Raw genomic sequence first — 15,152 nt, forward strand, 5'->3', positions numbered from 1 at the left:
CGTCAGGCGTCGGGGGTGTCCGCCTCCGGCGCCGAGCCCGGCCTGCGGATGCCGAGTGCCTCGATGGTCGTCGGCCTGGCCAGCTGGTACAGCGCGGTCAGGGCCACCGCCGCGAGGACGATCCCGGCCGGGATGAGCGCGCCGTGGGAACGCAGCAGCGTCCAGGCAACCGGCAGCGCGATGATCTGGGTGATGAGGGCCGGGCCCCGGCTCCAGCTGCGCCGCCGCAGCAGGCCTCGGGCGGCGACCAGCGGGATCAGGCCGAGCGCGACCAGCGTCAGACCGCCCATCTCCGCCTGCGTCGGGCTGTCCGGGCGGCCCAGCAGCCCCATGACCAGCAGGTAGATCCCGCCGGCGGCGAGGGCGGCGCCTTCCAGCGCGTTGAGTCCGGCCACGAGCGTGATCCTGGCCGGCTTCGGCGGTTCGGCCAGAGGCATCGACGAGGGCGCGTTCTCCTGAGTACTCACCCTTGCAGGTTGGCATCCCGGGCCCGCGAAAGCGAAGCCGGGGTCGCCGCGCCACCGGAACGGGTCCTTTCCGGCCGTCCCGTCGCACCCGCATCGTCACTGAGCGTAAAGGCGTGCGGGCAGGACTTCAGGCCAATACCCCGCGGTAGGTACTCTGGCGGACATGCGCGCACTTCTTGTGGTCAACCCAGCTGCCACCACCACCAGTGCGCGGACGCGTGACGTGCTCATTCACGCGCTGGCCAGCGAGATGAAGATCGAGACCGTCACCACGGAGTACCGCGGCCACGCCCGCGACCTGGGGCGGCGGGCGGCCGACAGCGACGACATCGATCTCGTCGTGGCGCTCGGCGGCGACGGCACGGTCAACGAGGTCGTGAACGGCCTGCTCCACCGGGGCCCCGACATCGACCACCTGCCGAAGCTGGCCGTGGTGCCCGGCGGCTCCACCAATGTCTTCGCGCGCGCCCTCGGGCTGCCCAACGACGCCGTGGAGGCGACGGGCGCCATCCTGGACGCCCTGGCCAACAGCACGGAGCGCACGGTGGGCCTCGGCCTGGCGGCGGGTACGCCGGGCTCGGAGGACGAATCGGTCCCGGAGCGCTGGTTCACCTTCTGCGCCGGCCTGGGATTCGACGCCGGTGTGATCGGCCGGGTCGAACAGCAGCGGGAGCGCGGCAAGCGTTCGACCCACGCGCTGTACGTGCGCCAGGTGCTCCGGCAGTTCGTCGACGAGCCGCACCGCCGGCAGGGCACGATCACGCTGGAGGTGCCGGGCCAGGACCCGGTCCACGAGCTCACCCTCTCCATAATCTGCAACACGGCACCCTGGACCTACCTGGGGAACCGCCCGATATACGCCTCCCCGAAGGCCTCGTTCGACACCGCCCTGGACGTCCTCGGCCTGCGGCGTCTCTCGACGGCCGCGGTCACCCGCTACGCCACCCAGCTGCTCACTTCGAGCCCCGAAAAGGGTCCGCGCGGCAAGCACGCTGTTTCACAGCACGACCTCACAGACTTCACCTTGCATTCAAAGGCCCCGCTGCCCTTCCAGATGGACGGTGACCACCTGGGGCTGCGTACGAGTGTGACGTTCACAGGCGTACGCCGTGCACTGCGTGTGATTGTGTGAGCGGAAGGGACCAAAGTCCTTTAACTCGAACGTTTGGACTGGCTTCCACCCTCTAGAAGTACGGCTGTGACCTAGCCGACACCGAGGAATCAAAAAAAACTTTCCAGAAGGGGTTGTATCCGCCGCCGAGGTTTGCGAATCTCTACATGGCGATCGGGACGGCCCGCAACAACGGCCTCCACTGAGAGCCAGAACCCCTCCTCACTTCACAGGACCACAACCAGTTCATCTGGGCGTCGGCCCGACACCTGCGGGGGGATTCGTGAAAGCGTTCACATTCACAAGCCACAGTACGTAATACCAAGGAGAGGTAGCAGCCATGGACTGGCGTCACAACGCCGTTTGTCGTGAGGAAGACCCGGAGCTGTTCTTCCCCATCGGCAACACCGGTCCTGCGCTGCTGCAGATCGAGGAAGCCAAGGCCGTCTGCCGTCGCTGCCCCGTCATGGAGCAGTGCCTGCAGTGGGCGCTCGAGTCCGGCCAGGACTCCGGCGTCTGGGGTGGCCTCAGCGAGGACGAGCGCCGCGCAATGAAGCGCCGCGCCGCTCGCAACCGGGCGCGCAACGCCAGCGCCTGACCGACGCCACCGCTACGAACCTCAGCGCCAGGCGGCGCGTACAGAGCGTACGCACCACCCCGCCCCCCCGAGTCGCAGCGCGCAGTACCCCCGAAGCGCATGCTTGACCAGAGAGCCCGGGCCGTTCACCAACGGTCCGGGCTCTCTGCTGTGCGGGGGGCGTACCCGCGCGCGCGGGTACGGCTGCTTGTCGGCTACTTGTCGGCGCGGACCGGGATGTCGAGGACGACCTGGGTGCCGCGCTCGGGCGCCGGCACCATGCCGAACGTTCCGCCCAACTCGCCCTCCACCAGCGTCCGTACGATCTGGAGGCCCAGATTGCCGGCGCGCTGCGGGTCGAATCCCTCGGGCAGACCGCAGCCGTCGTCCTGGACGGTGATGAGCAGCCGCCCCTCGGTGGGCGAACCGCCCCGCACCGCCGAGACCTCCACCGTGCCGGACTCGGCGACACCGAAGGCGTGTTCCAGGGCGTTCTGGAGGACTTCGGTGAGGACCATCGCCAGCGGGGTGGCCACCTCGGCGTCGAGGATCCCGAAGCGCCCGGTGCGGCGGCAGGTGACCTTGCCCGGGGAGATCTCCGCGACCATGGCGATCACCCGGTCGGCGATCTCGTCGAACTCCACCCGCTCGTCCAGATTCTGGGACAGCGTCTCATGCACGATGGCGATCGAACCGACGCGGCGCACCGCCTCGTTGAGCGCCTCGCGGCCCTGCGGGGAGTCCATCCGGCGGGACTGGAGCCTCAACAGGGCGGCCACCGTCTGGAGGTTGTTCTTCACCCGGTGGTGGATCTCCCGGATGGTGGCGTCCTTGGTGATCAACTCGCGCTCGCGGCGGCGCAGTTCGGTGACGTCCCGGAGCAGCACCAGGGAGCCGATCCGGACGCCCTTGGGCTTGAGCGGGATCGCCCGGAGCTGGATCACCCCGCCGGCGCACTCGACCTCGAACTCACGGGGGGCGTAGCCGCTGGCGAGTTTGACCAGGGCCTCGTCCACCGGGCCCCGGGACGGCGCGAGTTCGGCGGTGATGCCGCCGAGGTGCTGTCCGACCAGGTCGGAGGCGAGGCCGAGCCGGTGGTAGGCCGACAGCCCGTTGGGGCTGGCGTACTGGACGACGCCGTCGGCGTCGAGCCGGACGAGCCCGTCGCCGACGCGCGGCGAGGCATCCATGTCGACCTGCTGGCCGGGGAACGGGAAGGACCCGGCGGCGATCATCTGGGCCAGGTCGGAGGCCGACTGGAGGTAGGTGAGCTCCAGCCGGGAGGGGGTGCGGACCGTGAGGAGGTTGGTGTTGCGGGCGATGACGCCGAGGACCCGGCCCTCCCTGCGTACGGGGATCGACTCGACTCGTACGGGCACCTCCTCGCGCCACTCCGGGTCGCCCTCGCGCACGATCCGGCCCTCGTCCAGCGCGGCGTCCAGCAGCGGGCGGCGGCCGCGCGGCACCAGATGGCCGACCATGTCGTCCTGGTAGGAGGTGGGCCCGGTGTTGGGCCGCATCTGGGCGACGGACACATAGCGGGTGCCGTCGCGGGTGGGGACCCACAGGACCAGGTCGGCGAAGGAGAGGTCGGAGAGCAGCTGCCACTCCGAGACCAGCAGATGGAGCCACTCGAGGTCGGTGTCGCTCAGGGCGGTGTGCTGGCGGACGAGGTCGTTCATGGAGGGCACAGGTGCGAGCGTACCTGTGGATGTGCGCAGGTTCCGAACCGGAACGTCCGCCCGTCCGTGCAGGGGGAAGGGCCGGAAATTGCCGTGTCCCATGCATGGACAGGACTGAATGGTCTAGTCCACAATGCTGGGTAAAGCCTCCGCTCTCCCCGCACAGGAGAGCGGAACGAGACACCGCGCTCTCTGCCCTGACTGCGTCGGTGTCTCCCCCCGGCCGGGGGCACCGCACACCGCCGGCCGAGCCGATCGCCCGTCATGGGCGGTCCTACTCCGGGCTGCGGTGCTGGTCGGGCTGAGGGTCCCGGCCCGGCGCCGCGGCCCGCGGGTGTTTCCGGGGGCGGTCTCCCGCCGGCCCCTCAGCGGGTCTCGGTGACCTTGGCCAGTGCGCGCGGCGCGTCCGGATCCTGGCCCCGCGCGATCGTCACCTCGTACGCCAGCATCTGGAGCGGCAGGATCTCCAGAATCGGCTGGACCTCCTCCGCGACCCCGGCCGTCGGCAGCACGAACCCCGCGGACGCCGCCTCCACCTGTGCCTTCGGGCCGACCACGAAGAGATCGGCGCCCCGGCCGCGCAGCCGGTCGAGCACGGGCTGAAGGGCCTCGCCGCCCCGGCCGTCGGTCACCACGGCGATCACCGGGGAGATGTTGTCGACCATGGCGAGCGGGCCGTGCAGCAGGTCGGCGCCGGAGTAGGACAGGGCGGGGATGTAGCTCGTCTCCATCAGCTTCAGGGCGGCTTCCTTGGCCGTGGGGTAGCCGTAGCCGCGCGAGGTGATGACCATCCGCTCGGCGAAGCGGTAACGGGAGGCCAGGGACTTCACCTCGTCCCGGCGGGCGAGGATCGCCTCCGCGAGCTCGGGCAGGATCGCGGCCGCCGCGCCGTCGCCGCCGCGCAGCCCCTCGACGAAGAGGTACAGGGAGAGCAGCGAGGCGGTGTACGTCTTGGTGGCCGGCAGGGCCTTCTCCGGGCCGGCCAGGATGTCGATGTGGTACTCGGAGACCGCGGACAGCGGCGAGTCCGGGTTGTTGGTCACCGCCAGCGTGATCGCGCCGGCCTCCCGGGCGGCCTTGGTGGACGCCACCAGGTCGGGCGAGCCGCCGGACTGGCTGACGGTGACGACCAGGACGTCCCTCAGGTCCGGCTTGGCGCCGTACGCGGTGGTGGTGGACATCGAGGCCAGACCGCAGGGCAGCCCGAGCGTGATCTCCAGCAGGTACTTCGCGTAGAGCGCCGCGTTGTCGGAGGTGCCGCGCGCGGTGAGCAGGACGAAGCGGGGCTTCTTGGCGGCGATCCGTCCGGCCACCTCGCGGATGGCGGGGGCGCCTCGGTCGAGGATGCGCCGGAGCATCGCGGGCTGCTCGGCCATCTCGCCGGACATGATGCGGCCGGGCTGCTCGCCGTCGTGGGCCGGGCGTGGGGCGGACATGTCTGGTGCCTCCCGGGGGTCTCGCGCTGCGTCGGTCAAGTCGACCACGGGGGACCCGGGGCCCGCCAGCGGACGGCGTCCGGCAGGACGGGACGGCCGGGGCCGCGGCGGTCGTCCGAAGGGCGGCACAGGCCGTGTCCCGGCGCGCGAGGTCTGCTAGATTAGGGCTTTGATTGGTCTATACCACATGTCTTCACTTCAGATCGGCAGGCCCCGCGTGGAAGTTGTCATCGTCCCGGACGCCAAGGCAGGCGGCGAGCTGATCGCGGGGGCCATCGGCGCCCTGCTCAGCCGCAAGCCCGACGCCCTTCTCGGCGTTGCCACCGGCTCGACCCCGCTGCCCATCTACCAGGCCCTGGCGGACAAGGTCCGCTCCGGTGCCGTGGACGCCTCGCGCGCCCGCATCTGCCAGCTCGACGAGTACGTGGGACTGCCCGCGGGCCACCCGGAGTCGTACCGCTCCGTGGTGCTGCGCGAGGTCGTCGAGCCGCTCGGCCTCTCCGAGGCGTCGTTCATGGGTCCGGACGGGACCGCCGAGGACGTCCAGGCCGCCTGCGAGGCGTACGACAGGGCACTCGCCGAGGCCGGCGGGGTGGACCTCCAGCTGCTCGGCATCGGCACCGACGGGCACATCGGCTTCAACGAGCCGTGCTCCTCGCTCGCCTCCCGTACCCGGATCAAGACGCTCACCGAGCAGACCCGGGTCGACAACGCGCGCTTCTTCGACGACGACATCGAGCAGGTGCCGCACCACGTGATCACCCAGGGCATCGGGACGATCCTGGAGGCCCGCCACCCGATCCTGCTCGCCACGGGCGAGGGCAAGGCGGACGCGGTGGCGCAGACGGTCGAGGGGCCGGTCGCGGCGATCGTGCCCGCCTCGGCGCTCCAGCTGCACCCGCATGCGACGGTGGTGGTCGACGAGGCGGCGGCGTCGAAGCTGAAGCTGGCGGACTACTTCCGCGCCACGTATGCGGCGAAGCCGCTGTGGCAGGGCATTTAGCTTTTCGCGGTACGCGAGAGGGCCGGGGCACCTTGGTGGTGGCCCGGCCCTCTCGTTCTGGTGCGGATGCGTCGTGGCGGACGCTCTGTCCTCAGTCGCCGGACGGGCTCGTGAGGGCGATGACCTCTGCCGCTGCCTGGCCGCAGACTCTCGCCGCGCCGTGCGTGGCGATGTGCAGGGCTCCCCGGGGGGCCGCCTGGGGGACGCCCATCTCGACCACGATCGTGTCCGGGCGTTCCGCGAGCAGCGCGTCCAGGGCCTCGGTCATCCACGCATGGCGGTGCGCGTCGCGGACGACCGCGACGATGCGCCGCTCCCCCGCCGCCGACAGCGCGGCCTCGGCGGGTGCCTCGGACTCGCTGCTGTACGTGTCGGTCCCGGTGCCCGGCACCAGCCGGGCCAGCTCGGCGGCGACGCCCCACGGGGTCTCGTCGCCGACCGCGATGTTCGCGACCGGGGTGAACGCGGCGACGTACACCGGACCGGTGAGCGGTTCGGCCGTGCCGGTCACCTTCACCGCGCGGCGCGCGGCGACCAGACCGATGTCCGTGCCGATCTTGGTGCTCGGTACGGTGCCGGGCGCGGTCCCCTCCTGCACTGCCGCGCCCGGCTCCGAGCCGGCCCCCCTGGCCCGCTGCGTCCAGGACGCAAGGGCCCGTACCCGGGCCGCGGCATCGGCGAGCCGCTCCTCGGGAAGTTCACCGTCGCGCACCGCGGCGACCAGGGCGTCGCGCAGCCGCAGCACGGTGCTGTCGTCGTCGAGGCCGCCGCCGACGCACAGCGCGTCGGCACCGGCCGCGATCGCGAGGACCGAGCCGCGCTCGATCCCGTACGTCGAGGCGATGGCCTGCATCTCCACGGCGTCGGTGACGATCAGGCCGTCGTAACCCAGCTCCTCGCGCAGCAGACCGGTCAGGATCTGCGGGCTCAGCGTCGCCGGGCGGTGCGGATCGAGCGCGGGAAGAAGGATATGCGCGCTCATCACGGATTTGGAACCCGCCGCGATGGCCGCCCGGAAGGGCACCAGTTCACGGGCGTGCAGGGTTTCGAGATCCACGTCGATGCGGGGCAGCGCGTGGTGCGAGTCGACCGCGGTGTCGCCGTGCCCCGGGAAGTGCTTGGTGCAGGCGGCGACTCCGGCCGCCTGGAGGCCCTCGACATACGCGGCGGTGTGCCGGGCGACCAGCTGCGGGTCGGCGCCGAAGGACCGTACCCCGATGACCGGATTGCCGGGATTGGAGTTGACGTCGGCGGACGGCGCCCAGTTGAGGTTGACCCCGCAGTCGGCGAGCCGGCGGCCCAGCTCCCGGGCGACGGCGCGCGTCAGGGCGGTGTCGTCGACGGAGCCGAGCGCGAGGTTCCCGGGGAAGGAGGAGCCGTGCCGCACCTCGAGCCGGGTGACGTCGCCGCCCTCCTCGTCGATAGCGACGAGCACGTCGTCGCGCTCCGCCCTGAGCTGGGCGGTGAGCGCGGCGAGCTGCTCGGGCGTCTCGATGTTGCGCCCGAACAGGCCGACGGAGGAGAGGCCTTCACCGACCCGGCGCAGCAGCCAGTCCGGGGCGGTGGTGCCGGTGAAGCCCGGTTGCAGGACGGCGAGAGCGTCCCGGGTGACGGTGTCCGTGGTGGAGATGAGGGTGGTCATGGGCCGGCGTTATCCCTTCACTGCGCCGTCGGTGAGACCGCTGACGGCCTTGCGCTGCAGGTAGATGAAGAGGATCAGGATCGGTACGGCGAAGAGCGAGGAAGCTGCCATGGTCGCACCCCAGTCGTCACCGAACGCGGTCCGGAACTGGGAGAGCCAGAGCGGCAGGGTCTGCGACTCGATGTCCTTGTTGAGGATGAGCACGAGCGGGAATTCGTTCCAGGCGGTGATGAAGCCGAAGAGCGAGGTCGCCATCAGACCCGGGCCGAGCAGCGGCAGGATCACCTTCATGAAGGCCTGCGGGCGGGTGCAGCCGTCGACCATGGCCGACTCCTCCAGCTCCTTGGGCACCGCGGCGACGTAGCCGCGCAGCGTCAGGAGGGTGAAGGGCAGGACCATCATCATGTAGAAGACCGTCAGCGGGACCAGGCTGTTCAGCATGTCCGCGTCGCGGACCAGCATGTAGATCGCGATGACCATGACCTCCCACGGGGCCATCTGCGCGATCATGAAGGTCAGCAGGATGCCGCGGCGGCCCTTGAAGCGCATGCGGGCCATCGCGAAGGACGCGAGCAGCGCGATCACCAGCGAGGCGCCCACGGACAGGATCGTCACCGTGAACGAGTTGCGCACGAGCGTCCAGAAGTGGTCCGCCGCGATGGCCTTCTTGAAGTGTTCGAGCGTGACGTCCGTCGGGAACCACACCGGGGTCTCGGTGATGATGTCGCCGGCCGGCTTGAAGGCCGTGCTGAACATCCAGTAGACGGGGAAGGCGAAGCCTATGAAGAGGACGACCGCCGTCGCGTTGGGCCAGAACCGGCCGAACAGTGAACGCCTCACAGCTCGTCCTCCTCTTGCTTGAGTACGGTACGCAGGTAGTAGCCGGTCAGCGCCAGCAGGACGAGAATCGTCAGGAACGAGATGGCGGCGCCCATGCCGAAGTGCTGGTTGCCGACGCCTTCGACGAACGCGTAGACGGGCAGCGTCTCGGTGAGCCGGTCGGGGCCGCCCTCGTTGATCGCGAAGAGCTGGGCGAACGACTTGAAGACCCAGATGACTTCGAGGAACGTCGTGGCCACCAGGAACGGCTTGAGGAACGGGAACGTCACCGAGGTGAAGTTCTGCCAGGTTCCGGCGCCGTCGAGCGAGGCTGCCTCGTACAGCTCCTTGGGGATCGTCGTCGACGCGGCGTACAGGTTGATCGCCACGAAGGGGATGGACTGCCAGACGATCACCAGGGTGACCAGCGAGAAGGTGGAGAACTGGGTGCTGAGCCAGTTGTAGTCGGCCATCGAGTGCCAGCCGAGGCTGTCGAGCACGTAGTTGACGACGCCGAACCGCTGGGCGAACAGCCACTGGTAGACCGTGGTGGCCGCGATCATCGGCATGGCCCACGCGAGCACGAGGCCCAGCATGAGCAGCAGCCGCATCCTCTTGCCCAGCCGCGCGAGCAGCAGGCCGATCAGCAGGCCGAGCACCATGATCAGGACAACGTTGGCAGCGGTGAAGACGATCGACCGCCCGACGACCCGCCAGAAGTCCGATCCGCCGAGGATCTCCTGGTAGTTGTCGAAGCCGTTCCACTCGGTCAGGTGGAGGATCAGCTGACGCGGGTTGAGGTTCTGGAACGACAGCATGCCGTTCTTGACCAGCGGATACCCGAGGAGCACCGCCGTGGCGAGCAGCGCGGGCAGGAGGAGCAGATACGGGGCCGAGGCGCCGCCCCGCTTCGTTCGCGGTGCGACGGGGCCGGCGGGAGGCGCGTCATCCTTGCGGACACCGGCTGCCGGGACCGAGTCCACTTGTTCGGTCTGCACTGACATGCTCGCCATCTCTTCTTGGGCCGTACGGTCGAGTCACGCGGGGGCGCCGGGGGACGGTGGATGCCCGCCCCCCGGCGCCGGCGGGTCAGTTCTTCTGCGAGAGGCGCTTGTTGATCTCGCCCTCGACCGACTTGGCGGCGTCGGCCGGGGACTTTCCGTTCAGAACCGCGGTCATGTAGCTCTTGATCGGGTTCGGCGCGTTCTCGACGGCGGCCCACTCGGGGATGAGCGGGGTGGTGCCACCACCGGCGGCGGCCGGGGCCGCGGCCTCGGCGGCGCCGTTGCCGGTCAGGTTGGAGTTGAGCGACTCCTTGTTCGGGATGACGCCGTTCTCCTTGGCCAGCTGGCCCTCGAACTCGTCCGACAGGGCGAGCTTCAGGAACTCCTTGGCGAGCTCCTGCTTCTTGCTGCCCGCGGCGACCGCGAAGTTGGAGCCACCGAGGAAGACACCCTCGGGCTTCTCGGCGGTCTCACCCGGAATGGTGAAGTAGCCGATGTCGCCCTCGATCTTCTTGTTGGCGGCGATGGCCGTGCCGGCCTCCCAGCCCATGCCGATGAAGGCACCGACGTTGCCCTTGGCGAAGACGTCGGCCTGCTGCGGGGTGGCCTCGTCCTTGTCCTTGGGGGCCTTGGAGTAGGACTGGTACTTCTTGTACAGCTCCATGGCCGCGGTGACCTTGGGGTCGGCGAGGTTGGAGACGTACTTGTCGCCTTCCTTCTTCACCAGGTCCGCGCCCTGTCCGATGGTCAGACCGTCGAAGAAGTACCAGTTCTGGCCGGGCAGGTAGATCGGCTCGGCCTTGCCCTTCGCCTTGATGGCGTCGAGGTCCTTGAAGAACTCGTCGCGCGTCTTCGGGGTGTCCTTGATGCCGGCGTCGGCCCAGACCTTCTTGTTGTAGATGACGACGCGGTTGGCGAAGTACCACGGGGCGGCGTACTGCTTGCCGTCGAAGACCGAGGACTTGTTCAGGGCGTCGACCCAGTCGCCGCCGATCTCCGTCTTCAGGTCGCTCAGGTCGGCGAGGCCACCGGTGGCCGCGTACGCGGGGGTCTGGGTGTTGCCGACCTCGATGACGTCCGGCGGGGTCGACTCCGAGAGGGCGGTCGTGATCTTCTGCTGAATGCCGTCCCACTTCTGGGTCTCGAACTTCAGCTTGGCGCCGGTCTTCTTCTCGAAGGCGGCGGTGAGACCCTTGGTCCAGCCGGGAGGCGTGGAGCCGTCCATGGCCCAGACGGTCAGCGTCTGGCCCTTGTAGCTGTCCGGGCCGGCCTTCTTGCTGCTGCTGTCGGTCTTGTCGTCCGAGCCACAGGCAGTGGCACCGGCCATGAGAGCTACGACACCAATGGCCGCGATGAGTCCGCGCTTCACGACACCCTCCTCAGGGATGCAAGAAAAATCCCCCCACCACCCGAGAACGCCGTCCGTCGCACAACCTCATACGACGGGTACTGCCCGTGGGGCTGGGACCTGGTCTTTAATGGTTTAGACCAGTACCGGGAGCTTGGCCTAGACCTTTAGGGGTGTCAAGGGTGTATAAGAAGTGCACTCGCGTCCGTTATAGGACCGACACCTGAGGGAGGGCGACGAGCCGTGACCGGACCGTGCCACCATGTGAGCCGCGACAGACGGAGGAGCCGGTGACGGCAGCAACGCAGCAGTCGGGAAGGCGGGCCATGGGTGCCGACGGGGGCAGTTCGGAGACCGAGACGGGGGCGGGTACACGCACCGCGCGCGTCCCGAAGTACTACCGGCTGAAGCGACATCTCCTCGACATGACGGACACCATGCCGCCGGGCACCCCGGTGCCCCCCGAACGGACCCTGGCCGCCGAGTTCGACACCTCGCGCACCACCGTGCGCCAGGCGCTCCAGGAGCTGGTGGTCGAGGGCCGGCTGGAGCGCATCCAGGGCAAGGGCACCTTCGTCGCCAAGCCGAAGGTCTCGCAGGCCCTGCAACTCACCTCGTACACCGAGGACATGCGCGCCCAGGGCCTGGAACCGACCTCCCAGCTCCTGGACATCGGCTACGTCACCGCCGACGACACGCTCGCCGGACTGCTCGACATCAGCGCGGGGGGACGCGTGCTGCGGATCGAGCGGCTCCGGCTGGCGAGCGGCGAGCCGATGGCCATCGAGACCACGCACCTGTCGGCCAAGCGCTTCCCCGCGCTGCGGCGTTCGCTGGTGAAGTACACCTCGCTCTACACGGCCCTCGCCGAGGTGTACGACGTACGGCTGGCCGAGGCCGAGGAGACCATCGAGACCTCCCTGGCCACCCCGCGCGAGGCCGGACTGCTCGGCACGGACGTGGGCCTGCCGATGCTGATGCTGTCGCGGCACTCGCTGGACGAGCAGGGCGAGCCGGTCGAGTGGGTGCGCTCGGTCTACCGGGGCGACCGCTACAAGTTCGTGGCCCGTCTGAAGCGCCCGCTGGACTGACCGCCCCGTCACCGCACGTGAACAGCCCCCGAGGCCCCGCCCGGGGGCTTTTCGCTGCCCCGGGGAGCCCCCGGAACGACCATTGGTCTGGACCAACTTCCCGACGTGTGACCTTATTTCGGCTATCTGTCCGACGTCTCACGACCGTTGCCGGACCGCAATGCGGACAGGGGGTGACGCTGGCCGGGACCCTCGCCTAGATTTCGTGCGCATTACACCAGGTGATCAGCGAGGGGACGGAGTCGCCGCCATGCCAGCAGACCCAGAAGGAAAGCCACCCACCGTCACACCGGTGCGGGTGGTCATCGCCCTCTGCCTCATCGCGCCGTTCGTGGCGATGCTCTGGGTGAGTTCGTACGCGAAGATCGACCCGACGTTCATCGGCATCCCGTTCTTCTACTGGTACCAGATGCTCTGGGTGCTCATCTCGACCGCGCTCACGATGATCGCGTACAAGCTGTGGCAGCGTGACCAGCGCGCCCGCAAGGGGGGTGCGTCGGCATGAAGGACGGCGTGAACGGCGTCGCGCTCGGCGTCTTCATCTTCTTCTTCCTGGCCGTCACGGTCATCGGCTTCATGGCCGCGCGCTGGCGCAAGGCCGAGAACGAGGCCAGCCTCGACGAATGGGGCCTCGGCGGCCGGTCGTTCGGCACCTGGGTCACCTGGTTCCTGCTCGGCGGCGACCTCTACACCGCGTACACCTTCGTCGCCGTACCCGCGGCGATCTACGCGGCGGGCGCGGCCGGCTTCTTCGCGGTGCCCTACACCATCCTGGTGTACCCGCTGATCTTCACCTTCCTGCCGCGCCTGTGGTCGGTGTCGCACAAGCACGGCTACGTCACCACCTCGGACTTCGTCCGCGGCCGCTTCGGCTCCAAGGGGCTCTCACTGGCCGTCGCGGTCACCGGCATCCTCGCCACCATGCCGTACATCGCGCTCCAGCTCGTCGGCATCCAGGCCGTGCTGGACGTGATGGGCGTCGGCGGCGGCGAGAACACCAACTGGTTCGTCAAGGACCTGCCGCTGCTGATCGCGTTCGCGGTGCTCGCCGCGTACACGTACTCCTCCGGGCTGCGCGCTCCCGCGCTGATCGCGTTCGTCAAGGACGGACTGATCTACCTGGTCATCGCCGTGGCGATCATCTACATCCCGATCAAGCTCGGCGGCTTCGACGACATCTTCGCCGCCGCGCAGGACAAATTCGCGGGCCCGCCGGGCGGCAAGCCGACCGGCGCCCTCGCACCCGCCGAGGCGGGCCAGTGGGGTTACGCCACCCTGGCGCTGGGCTCCGCGCTGGCGCTCTTCATGTATCCGCACTCCATCACGGCGACGCTCTCCAGCCGCAGCCGTGAGGTGATCCGGCGCAACACCACCATCCTGCCGCTGTACTCGCTGATGCTGGGCCTGCTCGCGCTGCTCGGCTTCATGGCGATCGCCGCCGGCGTCAAGGTGGACAACGGCCAGCTGGCCATCCCGCAGCTGTTCGAGAACATGTTCCCCGACTGGTTCGCGGGGGTGGCCTTCGCCGCCATCGGCATCGGCGCGCTGGTGCCGGCCGCGATCATGTCGATTGCCGCGGCGAACCTGTTCACCCGCAACATCTACAAGGACTTCCTGAAGCCCGACGCGACGCCCGCCCAGGAGACCAAGGTCTCCAAGCTGGTCTCGCTGCTGGTGAAGGTCGGCGCGCTCGCCTTCGTCCTCACCATGGACAAGACGGTCGCGATCAACTTCCAGCTGCTCGGCGGGATCTGGATCCTCCAGACGATGCCTGCCCTGGTCGGCGGCCTGTTCACCCGCTGGTTCCACCGCTGGGCGCTGCTCGCCGGCTGGGCGGTCGGCATGATCTACGGGACGGCCGCCGCCTACGGGGTCGCGAGCCCCACCCAGAAGCACTTCGGCGGGTCCTCCAAGGAGATCCCGGGCCTCGGCGAGATCGGCTACATCGGCCTGACGGCCTTCGTGCTGAACATCGTGGTCACCGTGGTCCTGACCTTCGTCCTGAACGCCGTGAAGGCGCCCGCCGGGGTCGACGAGACCGCTCCGGGCGACTACACCGCGGACGCGGGCGACCCGGGCGTGCAGACGGAGCTCCCGCCGGCCACGGCGGGTGCGCCGGGCGGCCACTGACGGCACCGCGACGGGCCGTCGCGCCCCCTCCGCACGCGCGGAGGGGGCGCGGCGGCCCGTCCGCGCGTCCAAGCGCTCGGAGTGCCGGCGCAAATCGCTTGCGGGCCCGGCCCGGGCGTGCGGCAGACTTCCGCCCATGGACATAACGATCCGGCCGGTCGAGCCCGCCGAGCACACGGTCCTCGGCGAGATCACCGCCGAGGCCTATCTCGGGGACGGCCTCCTCGACTTCGGCGCCGACGACCCGTATCTGGTGAAGCTGCGCGATGTCCCCCGCCGGGCCGCCGAGGCCGAGGTGCTGGTGGCGGCCGACACGCGGGGCCGCGTCCTGGGCGGGGTGACCTACGCCCCGCCGGGCAACCCCTGGTGCGACATCGCCGCGCCCGACGAAGCCGAATTCCGGATGCTGGCGGTCTCCCGCGAGGCCCGGGGAGCGGGAGCGGGTGAGGCGCTGGTACGGGCCTGTATCGAGCGCGCACGAGCCACCCCGGGCGTCACCGGGATCGTCCTGTCGACGCAGCCGGCGATGCACGGTGCCCATAGAATCTACGGGCGCCTCGGCTTCGTCCGGACCCCCGAGAGGGACTGGAATCCGATCGAGGACCTGAAGCTGCTGACGTACCGCCTGGAGCTCCGGCCCCTGGTGTGAGCGCGCACTGAGATCTCGTACGACACAACATGTGGGGGCTGCCGCATCCGGCGGCCCCCACATGTATGCTCGTGCTCGCTGTCGCCGCAGGGAAATCCGGTGCGAATCCGGAACTGTCCCGCAACGGTGTATTCGGTGTGCTTTTGTGCACCCGTCAGTCCGAGGACCTGCCGACAGCGCATCCGGCTCGACC

14 protein-coding genes and 1 riboswitch are annotated in these 15,152 nt (G+C 69.5%); of the genes, 7 read left to right on the forward strand and 7 right to left on the reverse strand.

Annotated elements, in window-relative coordinates; genetic code table 11:
• Positions 1-2 precede the first annotated feature (2 nt).
• Positions 3-395, reverse strand: a complete 393-nt coding sequence (locus tag RLT58_RS11535; RefSeq protein ID WP_311314485.1) for a hypothetical protein — start codon at positions 393-395, stop codon at positions 3-5.
• A 235-nt stretch (positions 396-630) separates the two neighbouring features.
• Here RLT58_RS11535 and RLT58_RS11540 point away from each other — a divergent pair, with 235 nt between their 5' ends.
• Positions 631-1,599 (forward strand): diacylglycerol/lipid kinase family protein, encoded by a 969-nt coding sequence (locus RLT58_RS11540; protein ID WP_311310306.1) that lies wholly within the window; start codon positions 631-633, stop codon positions 1,597-1,599.
• Positions 1,600-1,918: 319 nt separating this feature from the next.
• A complete protein-coding gene (locus RLT58_RS11545) occupies positions 1,919-2,176 on the forward strand; it encodes a WhiB family transcriptional regulator (RefSeq protein ID WP_003953983.1) in 258 nt (85 codons plus the stop codon).
• A 194-nt stretch (positions 2,177-2,370) separates the two neighbouring features.
• Here the strand turns inward: RLT58_RS11545 and RLT58_RS11550 are convergent, their stop codons facing one another.
• Both RLT58_RS11550 and RLT58_RS11555 read right to left on the reverse strand, forming a co-directional pair.
• Complete coding sequence (locus tag RLT58_RS11550) at positions 2,371-3,837, reverse strand: sensor histidine kinase (protein ID WP_311314486.1); 1,467 nt, start codon at positions 3,835-3,837, stop codon at positions 2,371-2,373.
• A 365-nt stretch (positions 3,838-4,202) separates the two neighbouring features.
• On the reverse strand, positions 4,203-5,273 hold the full coding sequence (locus RLT58_RS11555) for an SIS domain-containing protein (protein ID WP_311310307.1): 1,071 nt from the start codon (positions 5,271-5,273) through the stop codon (positions 4,203-4,205).
• 217 nt (positions 5,274-5,490) lie between these two features.
• On the opposite strand from RLT58_RS11555, the gene nagB reads away from it, so the two are divergent.
• Entirely contained in the window at positions 5,491-6,276 is a 786-nt protein-coding gene (gene nagB, locus RLT58_RS11560) for a glucosamine-6-phosphate deaminase (protein WP_311314487.1), read from the forward strand.
• A 91-nt stretch (positions 6,277-6,367) separates the two neighbouring features.
• On the opposite strand, the gene RLT58_RS11565 is transcribed toward nagB, so the two are convergent.
• From RLT58_RS11565 to RLT58_RS11580, 4 genes are all read right to left on the reverse strand, one after another.
• Positions 6,368-7,918: a glycoside hydrolase family 3 protein gene (locus RLT58_RS11565; protein WP_311310308.1), complete on the reverse strand. Its 1,551-nt coding sequence runs from the start codon at positions 7,916-7,918 to the stop codon at positions 6,368-6,370.
• Between the two features lie 9 nt (positions 7,919-7,927).
• Positions 7,928-8,758: a carbohydrate ABC transporter permease gene (locus RLT58_RS11570; RefSeq protein WP_311310309.1), complete on the reverse strand. Its 831-nt coding sequence runs from the start codon at positions 8,756-8,758 to the stop codon at positions 7,928-7,930.
• A complete protein-coding gene (locus RLT58_RS11575; RefSeq protein WP_311310310.1) occupies positions 8,755-9,741 on the reverse strand; it encodes a carbohydrate ABC transporter permease in 987 nt (328 codons plus the stop codon). The genes RLT58_RS11570 and RLT58_RS11575 overlap by 4 nt, the downstream gene beginning before the upstream one ends.
• 85 nt (positions 9,742-9,826) lie before the next feature.
• Entirely contained in the window at positions 9,827-11,110 is a 1,284-nt protein-coding gene (locus tag RLT58_RS11580; protein WP_311310311.1) for an extracellular solute-binding protein, read from the reverse strand.
• A 305-nt stretch (positions 11,111-11,415) separates the two neighbouring features.
• Here RLT58_RS11580 and RLT58_RS11585 point away from each other — a divergent pair, with 305 nt between their 5' ends.
• The 4 genes from RLT58_RS11585 (at position 11,416) to RLT58_RS11600 (ending at position 14,959) form a co-directional block, all read left to right on the forward strand.
• Positions 11,416-12,180 carry a GntR family transcriptional regulator gene (locus tag RLT58_RS11585; RefSeq protein ID WP_311314488.1) on the forward strand — a complete coding sequence of 255 codons (765 nt, stop codon included), beginning with the start codon at positions 11,416-11,418 and terminating at the stop codon, positions 12,178-12,180.
• A 250-nt stretch (positions 12,181-12,430) separates the two neighbouring features.
• Entirely contained in the window at positions 12,431-12,685 is a 255-nt protein-coding gene (locus RLT58_RS11590; protein WP_311310312.1) for a DUF3311 domain-containing protein, read from the forward strand.
• A complete protein-coding gene (mctP, locus tag RLT58_RS11595; protein ID WP_311310313.1) occupies positions 12,682-14,310 on the forward strand; it encodes a monocarboxylate uptake permease MctP in 1,629 nt (542 codons plus the stop codon). The genes RLT58_RS11590 and mctP overlap by 4 nt, the downstream gene beginning before the upstream one ends.
• Before the next feature lie 136 nt (positions 14,311-14,446).
• The gene (locus RLT58_RS11600) at positions 14,447-14,959 is read left to right on the forward strand and encodes a GNAT family N-acetyltransferase (protein ID WP_311310314.1); all 513 of its coding nucleotides are present in this window, start codon (positions 14,447-14,449) and stop codon (positions 14,957-14,959) included.
• 52 nt (positions 14,960-15,011) lie between these two features.
• Positions 15,012-15,149: riboswitch (cobalamin riboswitch) on the forward strand.
• The last annotated feature ends 3 nt before the right edge of the window (positions 15,150-15,152 follow it).

This window comes from Streptomyces sp. ITFR-16, from assembly GCF_031844705.1.
Taxonomy (GTDB): Bacteria; Actinomycetota; Actinomycetes; order Streptomycetales; family Streptomycetaceae; genus Streptomyces.

Bases quoted from the DNA above. Each gene is read 5' to 3' on its own strand.
- RLT58_RS11540 (WP_311310306.1), top strand. From the start codon at position 631: ATGCGCGCACTTCTTGTGGTCAACCCAGCTGCCACCACCACCAGTGCG.
- RLT58_RS11545 (WP_003953983.1), top strand. From the start codon at position 1,919: ATGGACTGGCGTCACAACGCCGTTTGTCGTGAGGAAGACCCGGAGCTG.
- RLT58_RS11550 (WP_311314486.1), bottom strand. From the start codon at position 3,837: ATGAACGACCTCGTCCGCCAGCACACCGCCCTGAGCGACACCGACCTC.
- RLT58_RS11555 (WP_311310307.1), bottom strand. From the start codon at position 5,273: ATGTCCGCCCCACGCCCGGCCCACGACGGCGAGCAGCCCGGCCGCATC.
- RLT58_RS11565 (WP_311310308.1), bottom strand. From the start codon at position 7,918: ATGACCACCCTCATCTCCACCACGGACACCGTCACCCGGGACGCTCTC.
- RLT58_RS11575 (WP_311310310.1), bottom strand. From the start codon at position 9,741: ATGTCAGTGCAGACCGAACAAGTGGACTCGGTCCCGGCAGCCGGTGTC.
- RLT58_RS11585 (WP_311314488.1), top strand. From the start codon at position 11,416: ATGGGTGCCGACGGGGGCAGTTCGGAGACCGAGACGGGGGCGGGTACA.
- RLT58_RS11590 (WP_311310312.1), top strand. From the start codon at position 12,431: ATGCCAGCAGACCCAGAAGGAAAGCCACCCACCGTCACACCGGTGCGG.
- mctP (WP_311310313.1), top strand. From the start codon at position 12,682: ATGAAGGACGGCGTGAACGGCGTCGCGCTCGGCGTCTTCATCTTCTTC.
- RLT58_RS11600 (WP_311310314.1), top strand. From the start codon at position 14,447: ATGGACATAACGATCCGGCCGGTCGAGCCCGCCGAGCACACGGTCCTC.